Raw genomic sequence first — 18,962 nt, forward strand, 5'->3', positions numbered from 1 at the left:
GTGATCGTTCCCACGCTCCGCGTGGGAATGCCTCAATGGACGCTCCGCGTCCGCTTCGGCAGGGACGCAGAGCGTCCCGGGATGCATTCCCACGCAGAGCGTGGGAACGATCAGTCTGCGCTGTCAGCGCTGGACTACGCGCAACTGGCCTTGTTCTTTCGGCAATACCCGCTTGGCCACGACGTAATGCTTCTGCCAATACGGCTTGTTCAGCGTGTCGATGCTCACCGCTTTACCGCGGCGCGGGGCGTGGATGAAGCGGTCGTTGCCCAGGTAGATGGCCACGTGGTTGACCCGACGGCTCTTGATATTGAAGAAAATTAGATCGCCCGGTTTCAGATCCTTGCGCTCGACTTTCTCGCCGTGACCGCTGGCCATGGCGTTGGAGGTGCGTGGCAGGTCGAAAGTGGCGTCGTTGAACGCGTATTTCACCAGGCCGCTGCAATCGAAACCTTTACTTGGGCTGCTGCCGCCCCAACGATAGGGTGTACCGAGGACGTTTACCGCACGGCTGAGCACATTGCTGCTTTCTTTGCTCGCCATTGGTGGCACCAGCTTGCTGTGGCTCTTGCTGCTCAGCGTGGTGGTTTTGCTCTTGCTGCTTTTGCTCGAAGGAGCCGAAGCATGGGATTTAGGGGTGAAGCCGTTGACGTTGGGAAGACGTTGCTCACGATTGGTGGCGTGGGCGGCCAGTGGCATTAACAGGCAGATGGTTAGCCATGTCTTGAAAAATGGTCGCATTAGGCGTGGCTCTTGAGTGATAGCGCGCAACTTTATAACAGCTTTTTTTGTCGCTCCGAGGCCGTTCATCGATTCATTCGGCTGGCTACGGAACCAAAAACGCTCAAAAAGTACGCAATTGTCCGACAGAAGTCAGGTTCTACAAGGGGTTCGCGCTAGCAACGGTAACATTTGCCATACGTCGGCAACCTGTAAAAAAGTCACAAAGAAATGAAGAATATTTATCTATCGAGTGCAATGAGGTCTTAATGAACAGCTATCAGCTACCCCGCGTGAAGGAAAAAGACACTCACAGCAAAGTCATCGGCTACCTGTTGTGGATCTTCGGTTTCACCGGTGCCCACCGCTTTTATTACGGCAAGCCGGTCACCGGGACGATCTGGTTTTTTACCTTTGGTTTGCTGGGGATTGGCTGGCTCATCGACGTGTTTCTGATCCCGGCGATGGATCGTGAAGCAGATCTGCGCTTCGCGGCCGGGCCGATCGAATACAACGTGGCGTGGATTCTGCTGACATTCCTCGGTGCGCTCGGCGTGCACCGGATGTACCAGGGCAAGTGGATCAGCGGCCTGGTGTACCTGCTGACCGGCGGGTTGTTCTTTCTGGGTGTGCTGTATGACTTCTGGACGTTGAATGATCAGGTGTCGGTGCGTAACGCGCAGAATCGCGGCGCTTTTCAGTAAGTCATCGCCAGCAGGCTGGCTCCCACAGGGGATTTGTGGCGTTCACAGATCCAGTGTGGGAGCCAGCCTGCTGGCGATTGGAGCAACGCGGTATCAAGCCTGGTGACTGATCCGCCCATCCACCAACGTATAGCGCACCACACCCGGCAGACTGTGGCCAATGAACGGGCAGTTCTCGCCCTTCGACAGCCAGCGTTCACCGGCGACCGTCGACGCCAGTGGATCGAACAGGACGATATCCGCCGCGCCGCCGACCGCCAGCTTGCCCGCCGGCAAGCGCAGCGCCTCGGCCGGGCCTGCGCTCAGTCGCGCGAGCAAGGTCGGCAGATCGAGCAAGCCATCCGCAACCAGGGTCATCGCCAGCGGCAGCAGCAGTTCGACGCTGCTGATGCCCGGCTCGGTCGCGCCGAACGGCGCCAGTTTGGCGTCGCGCTCGTGGGGCTGGTGATGGCTGGAAATCGCCGAGACCACGCCGGATTTCACCGCCTCGCGCAGGCCATCGCGGTCAGCGCGGGTGCGCAGCGGTGGCTGTACGTGATAGAGGCTGCTGAAGTCGATCAGCGCTTCGTCGGTCAGAATTAACTGATACAGCGCCACATCCGCCGTCACCTTCAAACCACGGGCCTGAGCCTGGGCGATCAGGGCGACGCCGCGGGCGCTGGTCAGTTGGCTGAAGTGCGCACGCACGCCGGTCTGCTCGACCAGCAGCAGGTCGCGGGCGAGGGCTACGGTTTCTGCGGTTTCCGGAATCCCCGGCAGACCGAGGAAACTGGCCACTGCGCCTTCGTGGGCCAGGCCGCCATCGGCGAGATCGTGGTCCTGTGAGTTGAAAATCACCGTCAGGTCGAAAGTCGCCGCGTATTCCAGCGCCCGGCACAGGGTGCGGGTGTTGCGAAAGCTCTCCAGACCGTTGCCGAAGGCCACGCAACCAGCGTCGCGCAGCGCCACCAATTCGGCCAGTTGCTCGCCGTCCAGGCCCTTGCTCAGCGCACCGATCGGGAACACCTTGGTGTTGCCCGCTTCGCGGGCGCGGTCGAGAATCAGCTCGGCCACTGCCGACGTGTCGAGCACCGGTTTGGTCTGCGGCGGGCAGCACAGGCTGGTCACGCCACCGGCCGCGGCGGCGCGGGTTTCGCTGACGATCGAGCCCTTGCGGCTGTAGCCCGGCTCGCGCAGGGCGACGTTCAGGTCGACCAGCCCAGGCGCGGCAACCAGACCGCGGGCATCGATGGTTTCGACGGCTGTGAAACCGGCGGGCGCCGCGCCGAGGGCGACGATCTTGCAGGCTTCAACGTGAATGTCGGTGACTTGATCCAGCCCGCTGGCAGGATCGATGACGCGTGCGCCGAGGATGCTGAGCTTCACTGGGCGTTCTCCTGCTCGAATTGACGTTGCGCGGTCTGCCCGCTCATGGCCATGGACAGCACGGCCATGCGGATGGCGATGCCGTAAGTGACCTGATTGAGAATCACCGAGTGCGGGCCGTCGGCCACGGCAGACTCGATTTCCACGCCACGGTTGATCGGCCCCGGGTGCATGACGATGCAATCGGGTTTGGCTCCGGCCAGGCGCGCAGTGGTCAGGCCGAACAGGCGGTAGAACTCGCCTTCGCTCGGCAACAGGCCGCCGGTCATGCGCTCGCGCTGCAGGCGCAGCATGATCACCACATCGACGTCTTTCAGGCCTTCGGTCATGTCGGTGTAGACCTTGACGCCGTACTGCTCGATGCCGATCGGCAGCAGGGTTTTCGGCGCGATTACGCGAATGTCCGGGCAACCGAGGGTTTTCAGCGCGAGCATGTTCGAGCGCGCCACCCGCGAATGCAGGATGTCGCCGACGATCGCCACCGAAAGGTTTTCAAAACCGCCCTTGTGCCGACGGATGGTGAGCATGTCGAGCATGCCTTGCGTCGGGTGGGCGTGGCGGCCGTCGCCGCCGTTGATGATCGCCACCTGCGGGCAGACATGTTCGGCGATGAAGTGCGCCGCGCCGGAATCACCGTGGCGCACGACGAACATGTCGGCGGCCATGGCTTCGAGGTTGCGCAGGGTGTCGAGCAGGGTTTCGCCTTTACTGGCCGACGAGGTCGAGACGTTCAGGGTGATCACGTCTGCCGACAGCCGCTGGGCCGCCAGTTCGAAGGTGGTGCGGGTGCGCGTGGAGTTTTCGAAGAACACGTTGCACACAGTCTTGCCGCGCAGCAACGGGACTTTCTTCACCGCCCGGGCGCCGACTTCGAGGAACGAGTCGGCGGTGTCGAGGATTTCCGTCAGCAACTCGCGGCGCAGGCCGTCGAGCGAGAGGAAGTGGCGCAGCTGGCCCTGATCATTGAGCTGCAGCGGGCGCTTGGTATCTAGAGGCGTCATCGCGAAGGGGACTCTCAATAGGGCGGATTAAAGGGTCAGGTCTTGCAGTTCGAGGGCCAGCGGCTCGGGGCCGGAGAGCTTCACGCGCTGGTGGGCGGCCAGCGTCAGGGTGGCGCCGACCACGTTCGGGCGGATCGGCAGCTCGCCGGCGTCCAGATCCAGCAGGCAGACCAGCGTGACGCTGGCCGGGCGGCCGTAATCGAACAGCTCGTTCATTGCGGCGCGGATGGTGCGGCCGCTCATCAATACATCGTCGATCAGCACCAGATGCTGGCCTTCGATCTCGAAGGGCAGGGCGGACGGGCGCACTTGTGGGTGCAGGCCGTTCTGGCTGAAGTCGTCGCGGTAAAAGGAAACGTCCAGCGTGCCCAGTGGCGCATCGCTGCGCAGTTCCTTGAGCAGCGCCTGTGCGACCCAGATGCCGCCGGTGCGGATGCCGATGTAGCGCGGTTCGCTGATGTCACGCTGGGCAAGGTGCGCCTTGAGGCGGGTCGCCATCTGGCTGATCAGATCGGCGGGATTGGGCAGGCTCATGGTTGCTCCTTCGTGAATCCGGGCCGTGTCCTGTCGGACAAGGCTCGGTTTATAACCAAAAGAAAAGCGCCGAAGCGCTTGTCAGGATTCAAACAATGCAGTGTTTTCATCGAGCCAGCCCTGCAGCAGCAGGGCGGCGGCGATGGCATCCACCGGGTTGTCGCGGTAACTGCCTTTCTGGCCGCCACGCACCAGGCGCTCGCCTTTGGCTTCGAACGTGGTCAGGCGCTCGTCGTGGGTATAGAAGGGCAGGTTGTAGCGGCCGTTCAGGCGCCGGGCGAACTTCTCCGCGCGCACGCACATGTCGCTGGGCGTGCCGTCCATGTTCAACGGCAAGCCGACCACCACGGCGTCGGGTTTCCATTCCTTGATCAACGCTTCGACCTGATCCCAGTTCGGCACGCCATTTTGCGCTTTCAACGTGCACAGCTCGCGGGCCTGGCCGGTAATCACCTGGCCGACCGCGACGCCTATCTGTTTGGTGCCGTAGTCGAAGCCGAGAATCAGGCGCAGGGCCATCAGGCGTGACCCGCTTGGCTGGTGAGCAGGTTCAGATCGATGCCCAGATGCCGCGCCGCTGCTTCAAGGCGCAATTCGCTGCTGGTGTTGAACAAAATGTCGGCGTTGAACGGGCAGGTCAGCCAGGCGTTATCGGCCAGTTCGGCTTCCAGTTGCCCGGCTTCCCAACCGGCGTAACCGAGGGTGATCAGGCTTTTTGCCGGGCCGACGCCGTCAGCGATGGCGAAGAGCACATCCTGCGAGGTCGACAAGGCCAGATCGCCGTCCAGTTGCGCGGTGGCCTGGAAAGTCTGGCCGGCGGGATGCAGGACAAAACCGCGATCGGTCTGCACCGGGCCGCCGATGAAGATCGGTACGTGCTGGCACAGTGCTGGCGGCTCGATGTCCGGGCGCAATTGCTCGAGGATGTCGGCCAGACTCAACTCTTGCGGTCGGTTGACCACCAGCCCCATCGCGCCATTGGCCGTGTGCTCGACGATGTAGGTCAAGGTGTGGGCAAAGTTCGGGTCGGCCATGTGCGGCATGGCGATCAGGAAGTGATGCTTGAGGTAGCTGGGGCTGACGTTTTTCATGTGCGCTAGTGTGGCGTTCGAGGGGCGAACTGACAAGGTCGAGATGTCTGGGTAGTGCTGCAAAAAACTGCGAGCATTGCTGATCCTTGTGGGAGCGGGCTTGCCCGCGATGGCGTCAGGTCAGTCGCCATAGATGTTGGATGTGCCGGCCCCATCGCGGGCAAGCCCGCTCCCACAGGGTTTTATGGTGTATTCAATTGCTCGAGAGTTTGTCGCCGCGAGCAAATTTCCAGGTGCGGATGATTTCCAGACGATCGACATCCGACAGATCGCCGGTAAACGGCGCAAACGGTGCCGCCAGCCTGACGATTCGCTGCGCGGCCTGATCCAGCAGCGGCTGGCCGGAGGATTCCAGTACCAGCACTTCGTACAACGAGCCGTCGCGGTTGATCGAGACCATCAGGCGCAGGTTGCCGTAGATCTGCTTGCGCCGGGCTTCTTCGGGGTAGTTGAGGTTGCCGATGCGCTCGACCTTTTTGCGCCAGTCGTCCTTGTACCAGGCGCCCTTGTCGCGCATGGTCGAGGCGGCGCTCAAGCGGTGAATGCGCGGGCGTTTAGCGTACAGCTGTTGTTCCCTGGCCAGTTCGGCTTCGAGGCTGGCGATGTCGCTGGACAGCTGCGAACTGTCGAATTCCGGCGCGTCGACGGTCGGTTTGACCTCGGTCTTGCGCTCTTCCTTCTTGGTCGGGGCCTTTTTCGGCTGCGGCGCGACGGTGGTCACCGCAGCCTTGGGCGCGGCCTCGGGCACTGCGGGCTTGGCGGCCGGCGGCGGGGTGACCTTCTTGACCTGATTGTCCTGGAACGGCGCCACTTCGGTGGTCTTGGGCAACGCCTTCTTGTCCAGCGTACCGCTGCCCTCCTGGTTTTCCTGGGCGAGAAAATCAGCCTTCTCCGGCTTCTTTTCGCTCTTGAACGTGGCGAGGGTGATTTCCAGGGTTTTGCTGATCTGTTTCGGATCGACCATGCTGAAGCCGACACCGAGCAGCAGCGCCAAATGAATCAGCGCCGCCAGAAACAGGGTAAAGCCGAGGCGATCGGCCGGGCGCACGCCACGATGGGCGAGTTCAGCGGGCAGATCGGACGGGAGGGTCATGGCAGAAAAACCAACATCACGTTTTTTCGGGCTCGGCATGATAACGCAATGTTGGTTTTTAGCTGCAAGCGACTAGCTTCAAGCGACAAGCTGCACAGGGGCAGCTGCAAGTGTCGAGCTGCAAGCTGCAAGTTAAGAGCTCGCCGCCTGTCTTTAAGCTTGCGGCTTGCGGCTCGAAGCTTGCAGCTTGCTTTCGATAGCATTCATGAGCATGCCGCCAATATCGGTGCCAAAGGCATTGTCGATTTCGCGGATGCAGGTCGGGCTGGTGACGTTGATTTCGGTCAGGTGCTCGCCGATCACATCCAGACCGACGAACAGCAGGCCTTTCTCGCGCAGGGTCGGACCGACCTGAGCGGCGATCCAGCGGTCCTTGTCGGTCAGCGGACGGGCTTCGCCACGACCGCCGGCGGCGAGGTTGCCGCGGGTTTCACCGAGGGCCGGAATCCGCGCCAGGCAGTAATCCACCGGCTCGCCGTCGATCATCAGGATGCGCTTGTCGCCATCGACGATGGCCGGCAGGTAGCCCTGAATCATGATCTGCTGCTTGCCGTGCAGGGTCAGGGTTTCGAGGATCACCGAGAGGTTCGGGTGGCCGGCGGTGTGACGGAAGATCGACGAACCGCCCATACCGTCCAGCGGCTTGAGGATCACATCGCCGTGATGATCGGCGAACTGGCGCAGCACGTCCGGGCGACGGCTGACGATGGTCGGCGGCGTGCACTGCGGAAACAGCGTGGCGAACAGTTTCTCATTGCAGTCGCGCAGGCTCTGCGGCTTGTTCACCACCAGCACGCCGGCGGCTTCGGCCTGTTCCAGCAGGTAGGTGGAATAGACGAATTCCATGTCGAACGGCGGATCCTTGCGCATCAGGATCACGTCCAGGTCGCTCAGCAGCTTGTCCTGCTCGGCGTCCAGTTCGAACCATTTTTCCGGGTTGGCGAAGACTTTCAGCGGCGCCATGCGCGCCCGCGCCTGACCTTCGGCCTGATACAAATCCTTCTGTTCCATGTAGAACAGTTCCCAGCCGCGCTTCTGCGCCGCCAGCAGCATGGCCAGCGAGCTATCCTTTTTATAGGAGATGCTGGCGATAGGGTCCATGACAATCCCGACGCGAACGCTCATTGGGTTTTCCTCGAAAATTGGCTACCGGATCGGTATTGAAAAAGTGCCGCCAGAGTGGCGCCGGGCGGGTTTTCGGTCAAGGAAAAACCCGTCGATAGATTGCATCTGGAGACTGTGCTAAAAAGGCTGGCAGAGCGCGCCGACCCTTGGGTATCAAGGGTTTGAGGCCATTATTGAGTGCAAAACGGACAAATTGATTCGCAAAGGCGACGGTAGAGCCCTCTTATGGAACAGCAGTCCAGCGCCTTGAAGGTCATGGTGATCGACGACTCGAAAACGATTCGCCGCACCGCCGAAACATTGCTGAAGAATGTCGGTTGCGAAGTGATCACCGCCATCGATGGTTTCGACGCCTTGGCGAAGATCGCCGACCACCATCCCGGGATCATTTTTGTCGACATCATGATGCCGCGTCTGGATGGCTATCAGACCTGCGCCTTGATCAAGAACAACAGCGCCTTCAAGGCCACGCCGGTGATCATGCTGTCTTCCAGGGACGGGCTGTTCGACAAGGCCAAGGGGCGGATCGTCGGCTCCGATCAGTTTTTGACCAAACCGTTCAGCAAGGAAGAACTGCTCAGCGCGATCCAGGCCCATGTTCCGGGCTTCGCCGCCGTTGTGTCGCAGTAACAAAGGTTCAGAGACACGCGGCCAGCGGGCCGGGCGTCGACAAGAAAAATGGGGAAAACCATGGCACGTATCCTGATCGTCGATGATTCGCCGACCGAAATGTACAAACTGACCGGCATGCTCGAAAAGCACGGCCACGAAGTGTTGAAGGCCGAGAACGGCGCCGATGGCGTGGCCCTGGCCCGCCAGGAAAAACCCGACGCGGTGCTGATGGACATCGTCATGCCCGGCCTCAACGGTTTTCAGGCGACCCGCCAATTGACCAAGGACGCTGACACAGCGCACATCCCGGTGATCATCATCACCACCAAGGATCAGGAAACCGACAAGGTCTGGGGCACACGCCAAGGCGCCAAGGACTACCTGACCAAACCGGTCGACGAAGACACCCTGATCAAGACCCTGAACAACGTACTCAAAGGCTGATCGCGCAATCATGAGCGAATCGCTGACCGCGTTCGAATTGCTCTGGCAGATCGACCAGCGCTGCCGTTTGCTGGCGGCCGACCTGCCGTCGCAAGCGGCACGCGAAGAGCGCTGGAGCGGCATCGGTTTCCGTCTCGGCGAGCATTGGTATGTGGCGCCGATGGGCGAAGTCAGCGAAGTGCTGCACGAGCCGCGCTTCACCCAATTGCCCGGGGTAAAACCGTGGGTGAAGGGCGTGGCCAATCTGCGCGGGCGGCTGCTGCCGATCATGGACTTGTGCGGCTTCTTCGGCCATGAGCTGTCGCCGCTGCGCAAACAGCGGCGGGTGCTGGTGGTGGAACATGAAGACGTATTTGCCGGGGTGATGGTCGACGAGGTCATCGGTCTGCAGCATTTTGATCAGCACAGCTTCGAACCGCTGTCGATCAGCAAGCGCCAGGGCTCGAAGGCCGAATTCGTCAAAGGCTATTTCCGCCGCGAGCAGAACTGGCGGGTGTTCAGCCTGTTTGCCCTGGCGAAATCGCCGGTGTTCATGAGCGTCGCAATATAGCTGCAACAACACAGATCCCCTGTGGGAGCTAGCCTGCTGGCGATTCAGCCAGCGCGGTATATCAGACACACCGCGTTATCGTTCAATCGCCAGCAGGCTGGCTCCCACAGGTGCTTCGGTAGGCTTCAGACAGGCGAGGACCGATGACAACAGCAAAAACAGGCAAGTCGGCAGAAGCGTCGCGCAGCCGCGCGCAGATCATCGTGCTGTTCATCGCGCTGATCGTGTTCATCATGCTGCTGTTCGCCAACTTCGCCTACCTCAACACCCAGGCGAACTACGACAAACAGTACATCGGCCACGCCGGTGAGCTGCGCGTGCTGTCGCAACGCATCGCCAAGAACGCCACCGAAGCCGCTGCCGGCAAGGCCGCGGCGTTCAAGCTGCTCAGCGATGCGCGCAACGATTTCGCCGAACGCTGGGGTTACCTGAAAAAAGGCGATCCGAATACCGGCCTGCCACCGGCACCGGCCACCGTGCGCCCGGAAATGCGCGCGGTGCAGCTGGACTGGGAACGCCTGCTGAAAAACACCGACGCGATTCTTTCCAGCGAACAAACCGTGCTGTCACTGCATCAGGTCGCCGCGACCCTGGCGGAAACCGTGCCGCAATTGCAGATCGAATACGAAAAGGTCGTTGAAATTCTCCTGCAACGCGGTGCGCCGGCAGCGCAAGTGGCGATGGCCCAGCGTCAGTCGCTGTTGGCCGAACGCATCCTCGGCGCTGTCAACACGGTGTTGGCCGGTGACGAAAACTCGCAGCAGGCCGCCGATGCTTTTGGTCGTGATGCAACCCGGTTCGGCCAGGTGCTCAACGGCATGCTGCAGGGCAATCCGGCGTTGAAGATCACTCAGGTCGAAGACCGCGATGCGCGTGCGCGGCTGAGTGAAATCTCCGAGCTGTTCCAGTTCGTCTCAGGCTCAGTGGATGAAATCCTCGAAACCTCACCCGAGCTGTTCAAGGTGCGCGAGTCGGCGACCAATATCTTCTCGCTGTCGCAAACCCTGCTCGACGAAGCCTCACACCTGGCCACCCGTTTCGAAAACCTTGCCGGCGGGCGCAACACCGACACCATCGGCGGTTACGTGCTCGGCTTGCTGGCGCTGGCCTCGATCATCCTCATCGGCCTGGTGATGGTCCGCGAAACCAACCGGCAGCTGCGCGAGACCGCCGAAAAGAACGAGCGTAATCAGAACGCGATCATGCGCCTGCTCGATGAAATCGAAGACCTCGCTGACGGCGACCTCACCGTCACTGCTTCCGTGACCGAAGACTTCACCGGCACCATCGCCGACTCGATCAACTATTCCGTCGACCAGTTGCGCGATCTGGTCGCGACCATCAACCTCACCGCCGGCCAGGTCGCCGCCGCCGTGCAGGAAACCCAGGCCACTGCCATGCACCTGGCACAGGCCTCGGAGCATCAGGCCCAGCAGATCTCCGAAGCCTCGACGGCGATCAACGACATGGCGCAATCGATCGATCAGGTCTCGGCCAACGCCGCGGAGTCGTCGGCGGTTGCCGAACGCTCGGTGGAAATCGCCAACAAGGGCAACGAGGTGGTGCACAACACCATCCACGGCATGGACAACATTCGCGAACAGATTCAGGACACGGCCAAGCGCATCAAGCGTCTGGGCGAGTCGTCCCAGGAAATCGGCGACATCGTCAGCCTGATCGACGACATCGCCGACCAGACCAACATTCTTGCGCTCAACGCGGCGATTCAGGCGTCGATGGCCGGTGATGCCGGGCGCGGTTTTGCTGTGGTGGCCGATGAAGTGCAGCGCCTGGCCGAACGCTCGTCCGCCGCAACCCGGCAGATCGAAACCCTGGTGCGGGCGATCCAGACCGACACCAACGAAGCCGTGATCTCGATGGAGCAGACCACCACCGAAGTGGTGCGCGGCGCGCGACTGGCGCAGGATGCCGGTGTGGCCCTGGAAGAAATCGAAGGCGTGTCGAAAACCCTCGCGGCGCTGATCCAGAGCATTTCCAACGCGGCGCAGCAGCAGACGTCTTCGGCCGGGCAGATCTCGCTGACGATGAACGTGATCCAGCAGATCACCTCGCAGACCTCGTCTGGCTCCACCGCCACCGCCGAGAGCATCGGCAACCTGACGAAAATGGCCAGCCAGCTGCGGCGTTCGGTGTCCGGATTTACCTTGCCGGCGGCGACAGACAAAGCTTGAGTGGAGTGGTTATGGGTGCCCGGCACGACTATGTGGCCCTCGAATGGGTCAAAGGCGCGATCGCCGATACGCTGAAGCAGGCGCATCAGGCGATTGAAGCGGTGCTGGATGATCCGCAGGCTTTTCCGGGACTCGACGAGTGCCTGGACTATGTCCATCAGGTGCACGGCAGTTTGCAGATGATCGAGTTCTACGGCGCCGCGCTGCTCGCCGAAGAAATGGAGCAGCTGGTCGAAGCCCTGCAACACGACCGCGTCAATCACCGCGATGAAGCCCTGCACCTGTTGCTGCAGGCCCTCGGGCAGTTGCCGATCTACCTCGACCGTGTGCAGAACGCGCGGCGTGACCTGCCGTTGGTGGTGCTGCCGCTGATCAATGATCTGCGCAGTGCCCGTGGCGAAAGTCTGCTGTCGGAAACCAGCCTGTTCAGTCCGCAATTGCCCGAACTGGCGCCGCTCAGCGCGCCGGCGCTGGCGCAACTGGAACCGGCCGACCTGCCGAACGTGCTGCGCAAACTGCGCCAGACCCTGCAAATGGCGCTGGTCGGTTTGCTGCGCGAGCAGGATGACCCGACTCACCTCGGTTATCTGGAAAAAGTCTTCAGCCGTCTCGAGGCGCTGAGCGGCGATTCGCCGCTGAGTCCGTTGTGGCAGGTCGCTGCGGCGCTGGTCGAAGGCATGCGCGAAGGCGTCATCGCCAACAGCCCGGCACTGCGCAGCCTGTTCAAGGATGCCGACAAACAGCTCAAGCGCCTGCTCGAACAAGGCATGGTCGGGCTCAACCAGCCCGCGCCGCCGGAGCTGCTGAAAAGCCTGTTGTTCTATATTGCCAAAGCCGAACATCCCACCGGGCAGATGCTGACCATGAAAGATCGCTACTCCCTGGACGACGCGCTGCCTGACAGCGCAATGGTCGATGAAGAACGCGCACGCCTGGCCGGGCCCGATCGCGATGCGATGCGCTCGGTACTCACGGCGCTGTGCGAAGAACTGGTGCGGGTCAAGGAACGCCTCGACCTGTTCGTGCGCAGCGACCGTCAGCACACAGCAGATCTGGACAGCCTGCTCGCGCCACTGCGGCAGATTGCCGACACCCTCGCGGTGCTCGGCTTCGGCCAGCCGCGCAAGGTCATCATCGACCAACTGGCGGTGGTGCTCAGCCTGGCGCAGGGCCAGCGCGAACCGAACGACGCGATCCTGATGGATGTCGCCGGCGCCTTGCTCTACGTCGAAGCGACCCTGGCGGGGATGGTCGGCACCGTTGAAACCGAAAGTGCAGAAGACGCACAGCTGCCGACCACCGACCTGACGCAGATTCACCAGATCGTGATCAAGGAAGCGCGCATCTGCCTGCAACAGGCCAAGGACATGATCGTCGACTACATCGACGCCGACTGGGATCGCCAGCAACTGCAAGCGTTGCCGGCGCTGCTGACGCAGGTGCGCGGTGCGCTGGCGATGATTGCCTTGAGCCGGGCGGCGAGTCTCATCGAGGCGTGCAACGGTTTTATCCGTGAACATCTTCTGCTCGATCCGCACGAGCCGGGTTGGCAACAACTGGACGCGCTCGCCGATGTCATCAGCAGCCTCGAATATTATCTCGAGCGCTGGGGCGACGACCCGCTGGCGCCGGGCGAACAACTGTTGGACGTGGCGCAGAAGCGCCTCGCCAGCCTCGGTTTCTTCCCCGACGATCACGCCAACGACGCGCCAGGAGAGCAGCAGGTGCCGGTGCTCGATGAGGTGCTCAGCCCCGGTGAAGCACTGGTGATGCAGGATCTGCAAACGCTGAATGATCCAGAGGTCGTGCAATCGCTGGCCGACGTCCTCGCCAGCCCGGTTTCGGTGGTCAACCCGCCGGCACGCAGCACCCCCGGTAGCCTGCTGCCGCCGCCCGCCGATGAAGACCCGGTCGATGATGAGCTGCGCGAGGTGTTCCTCGAAGAGACCGACGAAGTGCTCGCCGTGCTGCACGAATACCTGCCGCGCTGGAGCGCCGATCCACAGGATCGCGAAGCGCTGAGCGAACTGCGCCGGGCCTTTCATACGCTCAAGGGCAGCGGGCGCATGGTCCGCGCGCTGATCCTTGGCGAGCTGGCGTGGGCCGTGGAAAACCTGCTCAACCGCGTGCTGGAGCAAAGCGTCGAACCGGGCTCGGTGGTGCAGCGCTTGCTCACCGACACCGTTTTGTTGCTGCCCGAGCTGATCAGCGAATTCGCCATGCAGCGCCAGCGTCAGCGTAACGATGTCGATCAACTGGCCGCCCGCGCCCACGCGCTGGCCAAGGGCGACGAGCCGCTCGCCGCCGAAGACGTCGACGATGTCGCCGCGCTCGATCCGCTGCTGCTGGAGATTTTCCGTAAAGAAGCGGAAACCCACCTCGCCAGCCTCAACCGCTTCCTCGACCAGGCGGCCGAGCATGTGCCGCTGCCAGCCAGCGATGAATTGCAACGCGCCCTGCACACGCTCAAGGGCAGCGCGTCGATGGCCGGCGTGGTGCCGATTGCCGAACTCGCCGCGCCACTCGATCAACTGGCACGCGAACTCAAGGCACACCAGTTGCCGCTGGACCTCGACGAGGTCGAGTTGCTGCTGGAAGCCGAAGGTCTTTTGCGCGTTGGCCTGCGTCAGCTCAAGCACGATCCACTGGCGCCGATTGTCGGTGCGCAATCGCTGATCAAACGTGCGCAAACCCTGCTCGCCGAGCGGCTGGCGTCGATCCTCGAGGCGCCGGACACCGGCCTGCGGGTCAAGCGTGAACCGCAATTGATCAACAACTTTCTCGCTCAGGGCATGGATATCCTGCTCGACGCCGAAAGCCTGTTGCAGCGCTGGCAACAGCATCCCGGCGAGCGCCAGGAACTCAGCGCCTTGCTCGATGAACTGACGACCCTCGGCGAAGGCGCGCATCTGGCCGATCTGCTGTCGGTCGACGTGCTCTGCGAGGCGTTGCTCGACCTGTACGGCGCCGTCGAAGAAAGCAGCCTGGCGGTCAGCGAGCGGTTTTTCCACGAAGCGCAGCAGGCCCATGAAGCGCTGATCAACATGCTCGACGAACTGGCCGCCGGCCAGGAAATCACCCCGCAGCCCGAGCGGGTGCGTGCACTGCATGAATTGCTCGATGAAAGCCTTGATCCTTCGTCCATGGGCCTGATCCGCAGCGACGGCAGCCGCACCCTGAGCATCCGCGAGCTGGGCAGCGCCACCGCCGAATTGCAGCAATCCGCCGCACCGCTGGCGGCGGACGACGAAATCGTCGAGATCTTCATAGAAGAGGCCATCGACATTCTCGACAGCGCCGGCCAGGCCTTGCAGCGCTGGCTCAGCGAACCGGATAACGGTGCACCGCTGTCGTCGTTGCAGCGCGACCTGCACACCCTCAAGGGCGGTGCGCGGATGGCCGAGGTCGAGGCGATCGGCGACCTCGCGCAAGAACTGGAAAACCTTTACGAAGGTCTGGCTGATCGGCGTTTCAGCCACAGCAGCGCGCTGGCGCAGTTGCTGCTCAACGGCCATGAGCGTCTGGCGTTGCTGGTCGAGCAACTGCAAGCCCGGCAAGCGCTGGAACCGGCGCAGGCCTTGATCGAAGCGCTGCGCCAGGCGCGCCATGGCGCGAGCGCCAGCGAAACGCCGACAGCCAGCGCCGACCCTGACAGCGGCGGCCACGATCCGGAATTGCTGGAAATCTTCCTCGAGGAAGGTTTCGACATCATCGAAAACTCCGGCGCTGCGCTGCTGCGCTGGCAGGCCGAGCCGGGCAACCGCCAGGAAGTGGAAACCCTGTTGCGCGACCTGCACACCCTCAAGGGCGGCGCGCGGATGGTCGAGATCGGCCCGATCGGCGACCTCGCCCACGAACTCGAATACCTCTACGAAAGCCTGTCCTCCGGCGCCTTGCAGCCGTCGGCAGAGCTGTTCGCTCTGGTGCAGCGTGGCCATGACCGGCTCGCGCAAATGCTCGACGGGGTGCGCGCCGGGCAGCCATGTCCACCGGCGGACCGCTTGATCAATGCGATACAGAATTTCAGCCATCCACTGAGTGCCGAAGCGCCGCCAGCACTGCCATTGCCAGCGAAAACCGAACCGACGCCGGCGCCCGCCGAGGCCGGTGCGGACATGGTCAAGGTCTCCGCCGAACTGCTCGATGAGCTGGTGAATCTAGCCGGCGAGACTTCGATCTTCCGGGGCCGCATCGAGCAGCAGGTCAACGACGCGCAAGTCGCGCTGAACGAGATGGAAACCACCATCGAGCGCATGCGCGATCAGTTGCGCCGCCTCGACACCGAAACCCAGGGGCGGATTCTCAGCCGCCAGCAAGTCGACGGCGAACGCCTCGGCTACGAAGAATTCGATCCGCTGGAAATGGATCGCCATTCACAGTTGCAGCAACTGTCGCGGGCCTTGTTCGAATCGGCGTCCGACCTGCTCGACCTCAAGGAAACCCTCGACCGGCGCAACCACGACGCGGAGAACCTGTTGCAACAACAGGGGCGCGTCAACACCGAGTTGCAGGAAGGCCTGATGCGCACGCGCATGGTGCCGTTCGAGCGCATGCTGCCGCGGCTCAAACGCATCGTCCGCCAGGTTGCCGAAGAGCTGCACAAGGACGTCGCTTTCGTGGTCGGCAACGCCGAAGGCGAGATGGATCGCAACGTGCTGGAACGCATGGCCGCGCCGCTGGAACACATGCTGCGCAACGCCGTCGACCACGGCCTGGAGTCCGCCGAAGTGCGGCTCGCGGCAGGCAAACCGGCGCAGGGGCGGATCACGCTTGACCTGTCCCGAGAAGGCGGCGACATCGTTTTCGATATTCGCGATGACGGCGCCGGTGTGCCGCTGGAAGCGGTGCGGCGCAAGGCGATCAAACGCGGACTGCTCGCCCCGGATGCGGAGATCAGCGACCGCGATGTACTGCAGTTCATCTTGCAGCCGGGGTTTTCCACGGCGGAAAAGATCACCCAGATTTCCGGACGCGGCGTCGGCATGGACGTGGTCCACGAAGAAGTGCGCCAGCTGGGCGGCAGCATGAGCATCGATTCGGTGCCGGGGCAGGGCGTGCATTTTCGTATTCGTCTGCCGTTCACCGTGTCGGTCAACCGTGCATTGATGGTGCAGTGCGGCGAGGATCAATACGCGATTCCGTTGAACACTATCGAAGGCATCGTGCGCGTGTTACCGAATGATCTGGAAGGGCACTTTCGTCAGGACCCGCCGCGCTATCACTACGGCGGGCAGACCTATGAACTGTGCTACCTCGGCGAGCTGCTGAAAACCGCACCACGGCCGAAACTGCTCGGGCAGAATCTGCCGCTGCCGGTGCTGCTGGTGCACTGCAACGACCGGCGCATCGCCGTGCTGGTCGACGCCATGGCCGGCACCCGGGAAATCGTGGTGAAGAGCCTCGGCCCGCAGTTTGCCGCGTTGCAGGGCGTGTCCGGCGCGACGATCCTCGGCGATGGCCGAGTGGTGCTGATCCTTGATCTGCTCGCACCGATCCGCGCGATGCAGGCGCGGGTTGCGCAGCCGCAGGCATTGAGCGACCTCGACAGCGAACCACAGAAACCGCTGCTGGTGATGGTGGTCGACGACTCGGTGACAGTGCGCAAGGTCACCAGTCGCCTGCTCGAACGCCACGGCATGAACGTGCTGACCGCCAAGGACGGCGTCGACGCCATGCTGCTGCTTGAAGAACACCTGCCTGACGTGATGCTGCTCGACATCGAAATGCCGCGCATGGACGGTTTCGAAGTCGCCACGCAAGTGCGCAACGATGAACGCCTGCAGCACCTGCCGATCATCATGATCACCTCGCGCACCGGTCAGAAACACCGCGACCGCGCCATGGCCATCGGCGTCAACGATTACCTCGGCAAGCCGTATCAGGAATCGGTACTGCTCGAAAGCATTGCCCACTGGAGCAACAAACATGCATGAACACGGGCACTCGTTGCGCAGCAGCCAGCTCACCGGCCTGTTGTTGCCGCTGGCGGATCGCAACCTGATCCTGCCTAACGTCGCCGTCGCCGAACTGATCGACTACCAGGCCAGCGCCTTCGACCTCGACACGCCACCGTGGTATCTGGGCCGGGTGACGTGGCGCGAGCGGCAGATCCCGCTGATCAGTTTCGAGTCGACGTGTGGGCAGAAGATTGTCATCGGCGAGCGGGTGCGCATCGTGATCTTGAATGCGCTGGGCGGGTTGCCGGAGCTCAGGTTCATCGCATTGCTGGTGCAGGGCATCCCGCGCTCGTACAAACTCGACAGCCAGTTGAGTTATGTCGACGTGCCGCTGTGCGGGCTGGAGCGGGCGGCGGTACAGGTCGGCGAGCAAGTGGCGAAGGTGCCGGATTTGTTGGGATTGGAGAAATTGTTGGTGGAGGCGGGGCTGGTCCATTGATCCAGAATGGGTGGTGCTCAGACGGGCCTCATCGCTGGCAAGCCAGCTCCCACAGGGTTTTGTGTGGTACACCGAATTCGGATACCACTCGGACACTGTGGGAGCTGGCTTGCCAGCGATGGGGCCAGTTGCATCACCAAATTCTTACAGGAAAATCCTCAATTTCTGCAGTGCAATAAACACCCTTTAACCAAGCTGTTTAAAGACACTCGGCGTTACGGCTCACCAGCCTACAAATCCTTGCGCCGCTGCCTACGCATGCACCAGAATCCGCCGGCTTGTGCGCCTTGGGCTGGCTGCGTAACTTGATTCCGTCACTGATTTCCAGTGATCGGGTTTAGCAGCCCGGCTAGTTGTCCGGTCGTACGAGTCTCATCCAGTCAGGCATTTGCCTGCGCTTAATGGTGGCTGTGCGCATGGCACCTTCGGGTGCGCCGGGTTTGGGTGACTACCGGTCTGCTAACTTGCGCACAGCTGCCTCCTATCGTTTAGCAGCGGGATGGACGCAGCCTCACAGAGGTAAGTCCCCATGTTCAAAGTAACGCCAAACCCGCCGATCACCGACCCCGCATCCCCCTACGAATCTCCCGACTCGAAGAAATTCCACGAAGCAGCCGAGCGCGCGCTCGACCACTACCTCGGCCCGACCAACGCCGACCTCATGGCCACGCCCTACAGCCCCAACACGCTGTACATGGCCAACCCGAATGCCGAAACTGAATCCCTGCTGGCCGATGCCAGCGAAACCCTCGGCTCCGCCACCGTCATGCTCAACAATCATGCGGCGATGGTGGAGGGCACGCACCGCAAGACCGTGCAGGGTATTGCGCAAGTGGTGATGGTGGCGGAGATGGCTGTGAATCGTGTGTTGGACAGGTTGGTGCCGACGGAGTGACTTCAAAGCCGACCCTCACCCCAGCCCTCCCGAAACGTCGGACCGCCCGGAGGGAGAGGGGGCCGACCGAGGTGTCTGGCGTTGTACATCGACCTGAAAAACCGAGTCGATTATGGAGCTGGTAAACCTGGTAAATCCCGGATTCAGTGCAACATTGCCAGGCCGTCGCAATTCCCGAATATCCCCCAATCGGTCCCCTCTCCCTCCGGGCGGTCCGACGTTTCGGGAGGGTTAGGGTGA

16 protein-coding genes are annotated in these 18,962 nt (G+C 62.2%); 8 read left to right on the top strand and 8 right to left on the bottom strand.

From position 1 onward, the window contains the following. Nucleotides 1-123 precede the first annotated feature (123 nt). The gene (locus BLU24_RS03090; protein ID WP_090287140.1) at nucleotides 124-741 is read right to left on the bottom strand and encodes a C40 family peptidase; all 618 of its coding nucleotides are present in this window, start codon (nucleotides 739-741) and stop codon (nucleotides 124-126) included. 248 nt (nucleotides 742-989) lie between these two features. Here BLU24_RS03090 and BLU24_RS03095 point away from each other — a divergent pair, with 248 nt between their 5' ends. Next, entirely contained in the window at nucleotides 990-1,424 is a 435-nt protein-coding gene (locus BLU24_RS03095; protein ID WP_090287138.1) for an NINE protein, read from the top strand. Between the two features lie 93 nt (nucleotides 1,425-1,517). On the opposite strand, the gene BLU24_RS03100 is transcribed toward BLU24_RS03095, so the two are convergent. From BLU24_RS03100 to gshB, 7 genes are all read right to left on the bottom strand, one after another. After that, nucleotides 1,518-2,789, bottom strand: coding sequence for a dihydroorotase (locus tag BLU24_RS03100; protein WP_093097465.1), 1,272 nt, complete (start codon nucleotides 2,787-2,789; stop codon nucleotides 1,518-1,520). After that, nucleotides 2,786-3,790: an aspartate carbamoyltransferase catalytic subunit gene (locus BLU24_RS03105; protein WP_007913665.1), complete on the bottom strand. Its 1,005-nt coding sequence runs from the start codon at nucleotides 3,788-3,790 to the stop codon at nucleotides 2,786-2,788. The genes BLU24_RS03100 and BLU24_RS03105 overlap by 4 nt, the downstream gene beginning before the upstream one ends. 27 nt (nucleotides 3,791-3,817) lie before the next feature. Further along, a complete protein-coding gene (pyrR, locus tag BLU24_RS03110; protein WP_090287134.1) occupies nucleotides 3,818-4,324 on the bottom strand; it encodes a bifunctional pyr operon transcriptional regulator/uracil phosphoribosyltransferase PyrR in 507 nt (168 codons plus the stop codon). Between the two features lie 81 nt (nucleotides 4,325-4,405). Further along, nucleotides 4,406-4,843, bottom strand: coding sequence for a Holliday junction resolvase RuvX (gene ruvX, locus BLU24_RS03115; protein WP_041476809.1), 438 nt, complete (start codon nucleotides 4,841-4,843; stop codon nucleotides 4,406-4,408). Further along, entirely contained in the window at nucleotides 4,843-5,415 is a 573-nt protein-coding gene (locus tag BLU24_RS03120) for a YqgE/AlgH family protein (RefSeq protein WP_090287133.1), read from the bottom strand. Before BLU24_RS03120 ends, ruvX begins: the two co-directional genes overlap by 1 nt. Nucleotides 5,416-5,608: 193 nt before the next feature. After that, nucleotides 5,609-6,508, bottom strand: coding sequence for an energy transducer TonB (locus tag BLU24_RS03125; protein ID WP_093106398.1), 900 nt, complete (start codon nucleotides 6,506-6,508; stop codon nucleotides 5,609-5,611). Nucleotides 6,509-6,661: 153 nt separating this feature from the next. Continuing rightward, nucleotides 6,662-7,633: a glutathione synthase gene (gene gshB, locus BLU24_RS03130; RefSeq protein WP_090287131.1), complete on the bottom strand. Its 972-nt coding sequence runs from the start codon at nucleotides 7,631-7,633 to the stop codon at nucleotides 6,662-6,664. Nucleotides 7,634-7,858: 225 nt separating this feature from the next. On the opposite strand from gshB, the gene pilG reads away from it, so the two are divergent. The 7 genes from pilG (at nucleotide 7,859) to BLU24_RS03165 (ending at nucleotide 18,722) form a co-directional block, all read left to right on the top strand. Then, entirely contained in the window at nucleotides 7,859-8,263 is a 405-nt protein-coding gene (gene pilG, locus BLU24_RS03135; RefSeq protein ID WP_090287129.1) for a twitching motility response regulator PilG, read from the top strand. 60 nt (nucleotides 8,264-8,323) lie between these two features. Beyond that, nucleotides 8,324-8,689 carry a twitching motility response regulator PilH gene (gene pilH / locus BLU24_RS03140; RefSeq protein WP_039757553.1) on the top strand — a complete coding sequence of 122 codons (366 nt, stop codon included), beginning with the start codon at nucleotides 8,324-8,326 and terminating at the stop codon, nucleotides 8,687-8,689. Nucleotides 8,690-8,699: 10 nt separating this feature from the next. Then, nucleotides 8,700-9,239, top strand: a complete 540-nt coding sequence (locus tag BLU24_RS03145; RefSeq protein WP_090287127.1) for a chemotaxis protein CheW — start codon at nucleotides 8,700-8,702, stop codon at nucleotides 9,237-9,239. 143 nt (nucleotides 9,240-9,382) lie between these two features. Beyond that, nucleotides 9,383-11,431: a methyl-accepting chemotaxis protein gene (locus BLU24_RS03150; protein ID WP_093097467.1), complete on the top strand. Its 2,049-nt coding sequence runs from the start codon at nucleotides 9,383-9,385 to the stop codon at nucleotides 11,429-11,431. Nucleotides 11,432-11,442: 11 nt separating this feature from the next. Beyond that, complete coding sequence (locus tag BLU24_RS03155) at nucleotides 11,443-17,364, top strand: Hpt domain-containing protein (protein WP_093097470.1); 5,922 nt, start codon at nucleotides 11,443-11,445, stop codon at nucleotides 17,362-17,364. Further along, nucleotides 17,357-17,827: a chemotaxis protein CheW gene (locus BLU24_RS03160; protein WP_093097473.1), complete on the top strand. Its 471-nt coding sequence runs from the start codon at nucleotides 17,357-17,359 to the stop codon at nucleotides 17,825-17,827. The genes BLU24_RS03155 and BLU24_RS03160 overlap by 8 nt, the downstream gene beginning before the upstream one ends. 529 nt (nucleotides 17,828-18,356) lie before the next feature. Further along, nucleotides 18,357-18,722 (top strand): DUF6124 family protein, encoded by a 366-nt coding sequence (locus BLU24_RS03165; RefSeq protein ID WP_093097475.1) that lies wholly within the window; start codon nucleotides 18,357-18,359, stop codon nucleotides 18,720-18,722. The last annotated feature ends 240 nt before the right edge of the window (nucleotides 18,723-18,962 follow it).

Origin of the sequence: Pseudomonas sp. Z003-0.4C(8344-21) (assembly GCF_900104975.1) — a bacterium.
Lineage (GTDB): Bacteria > Pseudomonadota > Gammaproteobacteria > Pseudomonadales > Pseudomonadaceae > Aquipseudomonas > Aquipseudomonas granadensis.

Bases quoted from the DNA above. Each gene is read 5' to 3' on its own strand.
- BLU24_RS03090 (WP_090287140.1), bottom strand. From the start codon at position 741: ATGCGACCATTTTTCAAGACATGGCTAACCATCTGCCTGTTAATGCCA.
- BLU24_RS03095 (WP_090287138.1), top strand. From the start codon at position 990: ATGAACAGCTATCAGCTACCCCGCGTGAAGGAAAAAGACACTCACAGC.
- BLU24_RS03105 (WP_007913665.1), bottom strand. From the start codon at position 3,790: ATGACGCCTCTAGATACCAAGCGCCCGCTGCAGCTCAATGATCAGGGC.
- pyrR (WP_090287134.1), bottom strand. From the start codon at position 4,324: ATGAGCCTGCCCAATCCCGCCGATCTGATCAGCCAGATGGCGACCCGC.
- ruvX (WP_041476809.1), bottom strand. From the start codon at position 4,843: ATGGCCCTGCGCCTGATTCTCGGCTTCGACTACGGCACCAAACAGATA.
- BLU24_RS03120 (WP_090287133.1), bottom strand. From the start codon at position 5,415: ATGAAAAACGTCAGCCCCAGCTACCTCAAGCATCACTTCCTGATCGCC.
- BLU24_RS03125 (WP_093106398.1), bottom strand. From the start codon at position 6,508: ATGACCCTCCCGTCCGATCTGCCCGCTGAACTCGCCCATCGTGGCGTG.
- gshB (WP_090287131.1), bottom strand. From the start codon at position 7,633: ATGAGCGTTCGCGTCGGGATTGTCATGGACCCTATCGCCAGCATCTCC.
- pilG (WP_090287129.1), top strand. From the start codon at position 7,859: ATGGAACAGCAGTCCAGCGCCTTGAAGGTCATGGTGATCGACGACTCG.
- pilH (WP_039757553.1), top strand. From the start codon at position 8,324: ATGGCACGTATCCTGATCGTCGATGATTCGCCGACCGAAATGTACAAA.
- BLU24_RS03145 (WP_090287127.1), top strand. From the start codon at position 8,700: ATGAGCGAATCGCTGACCGCGTTCGAATTGCTCTGGCAGATCGACCAG.
- BLU24_RS03150 (WP_093097467.1), top strand. From the start codon at position 9,383: ATGACAACAGCAAAAACAGGCAAGTCGGCAGAAGCGTCGCGCAGCCGC.
- BLU24_RS03155 (WP_093097470.1), top strand. From the start codon at position 11,443: ATGGGTGCCCGGCACGACTATGTGGCCCTCGAATGGGTCAAAGGCGCG.
- BLU24_RS03160 (WP_093097473.1), top strand. From the start codon at position 17,357: ATGCATGAACACGGGCACTCGTTGCGCAGCAGCCAGCTCACCGGCCTG.
- BLU24_RS03165 (WP_093097475.1), top strand. From the start codon at position 18,357: ATGTTCAAAGTAACGCCAAACCCGCCGATCACCGACCCCGCATCCCCC.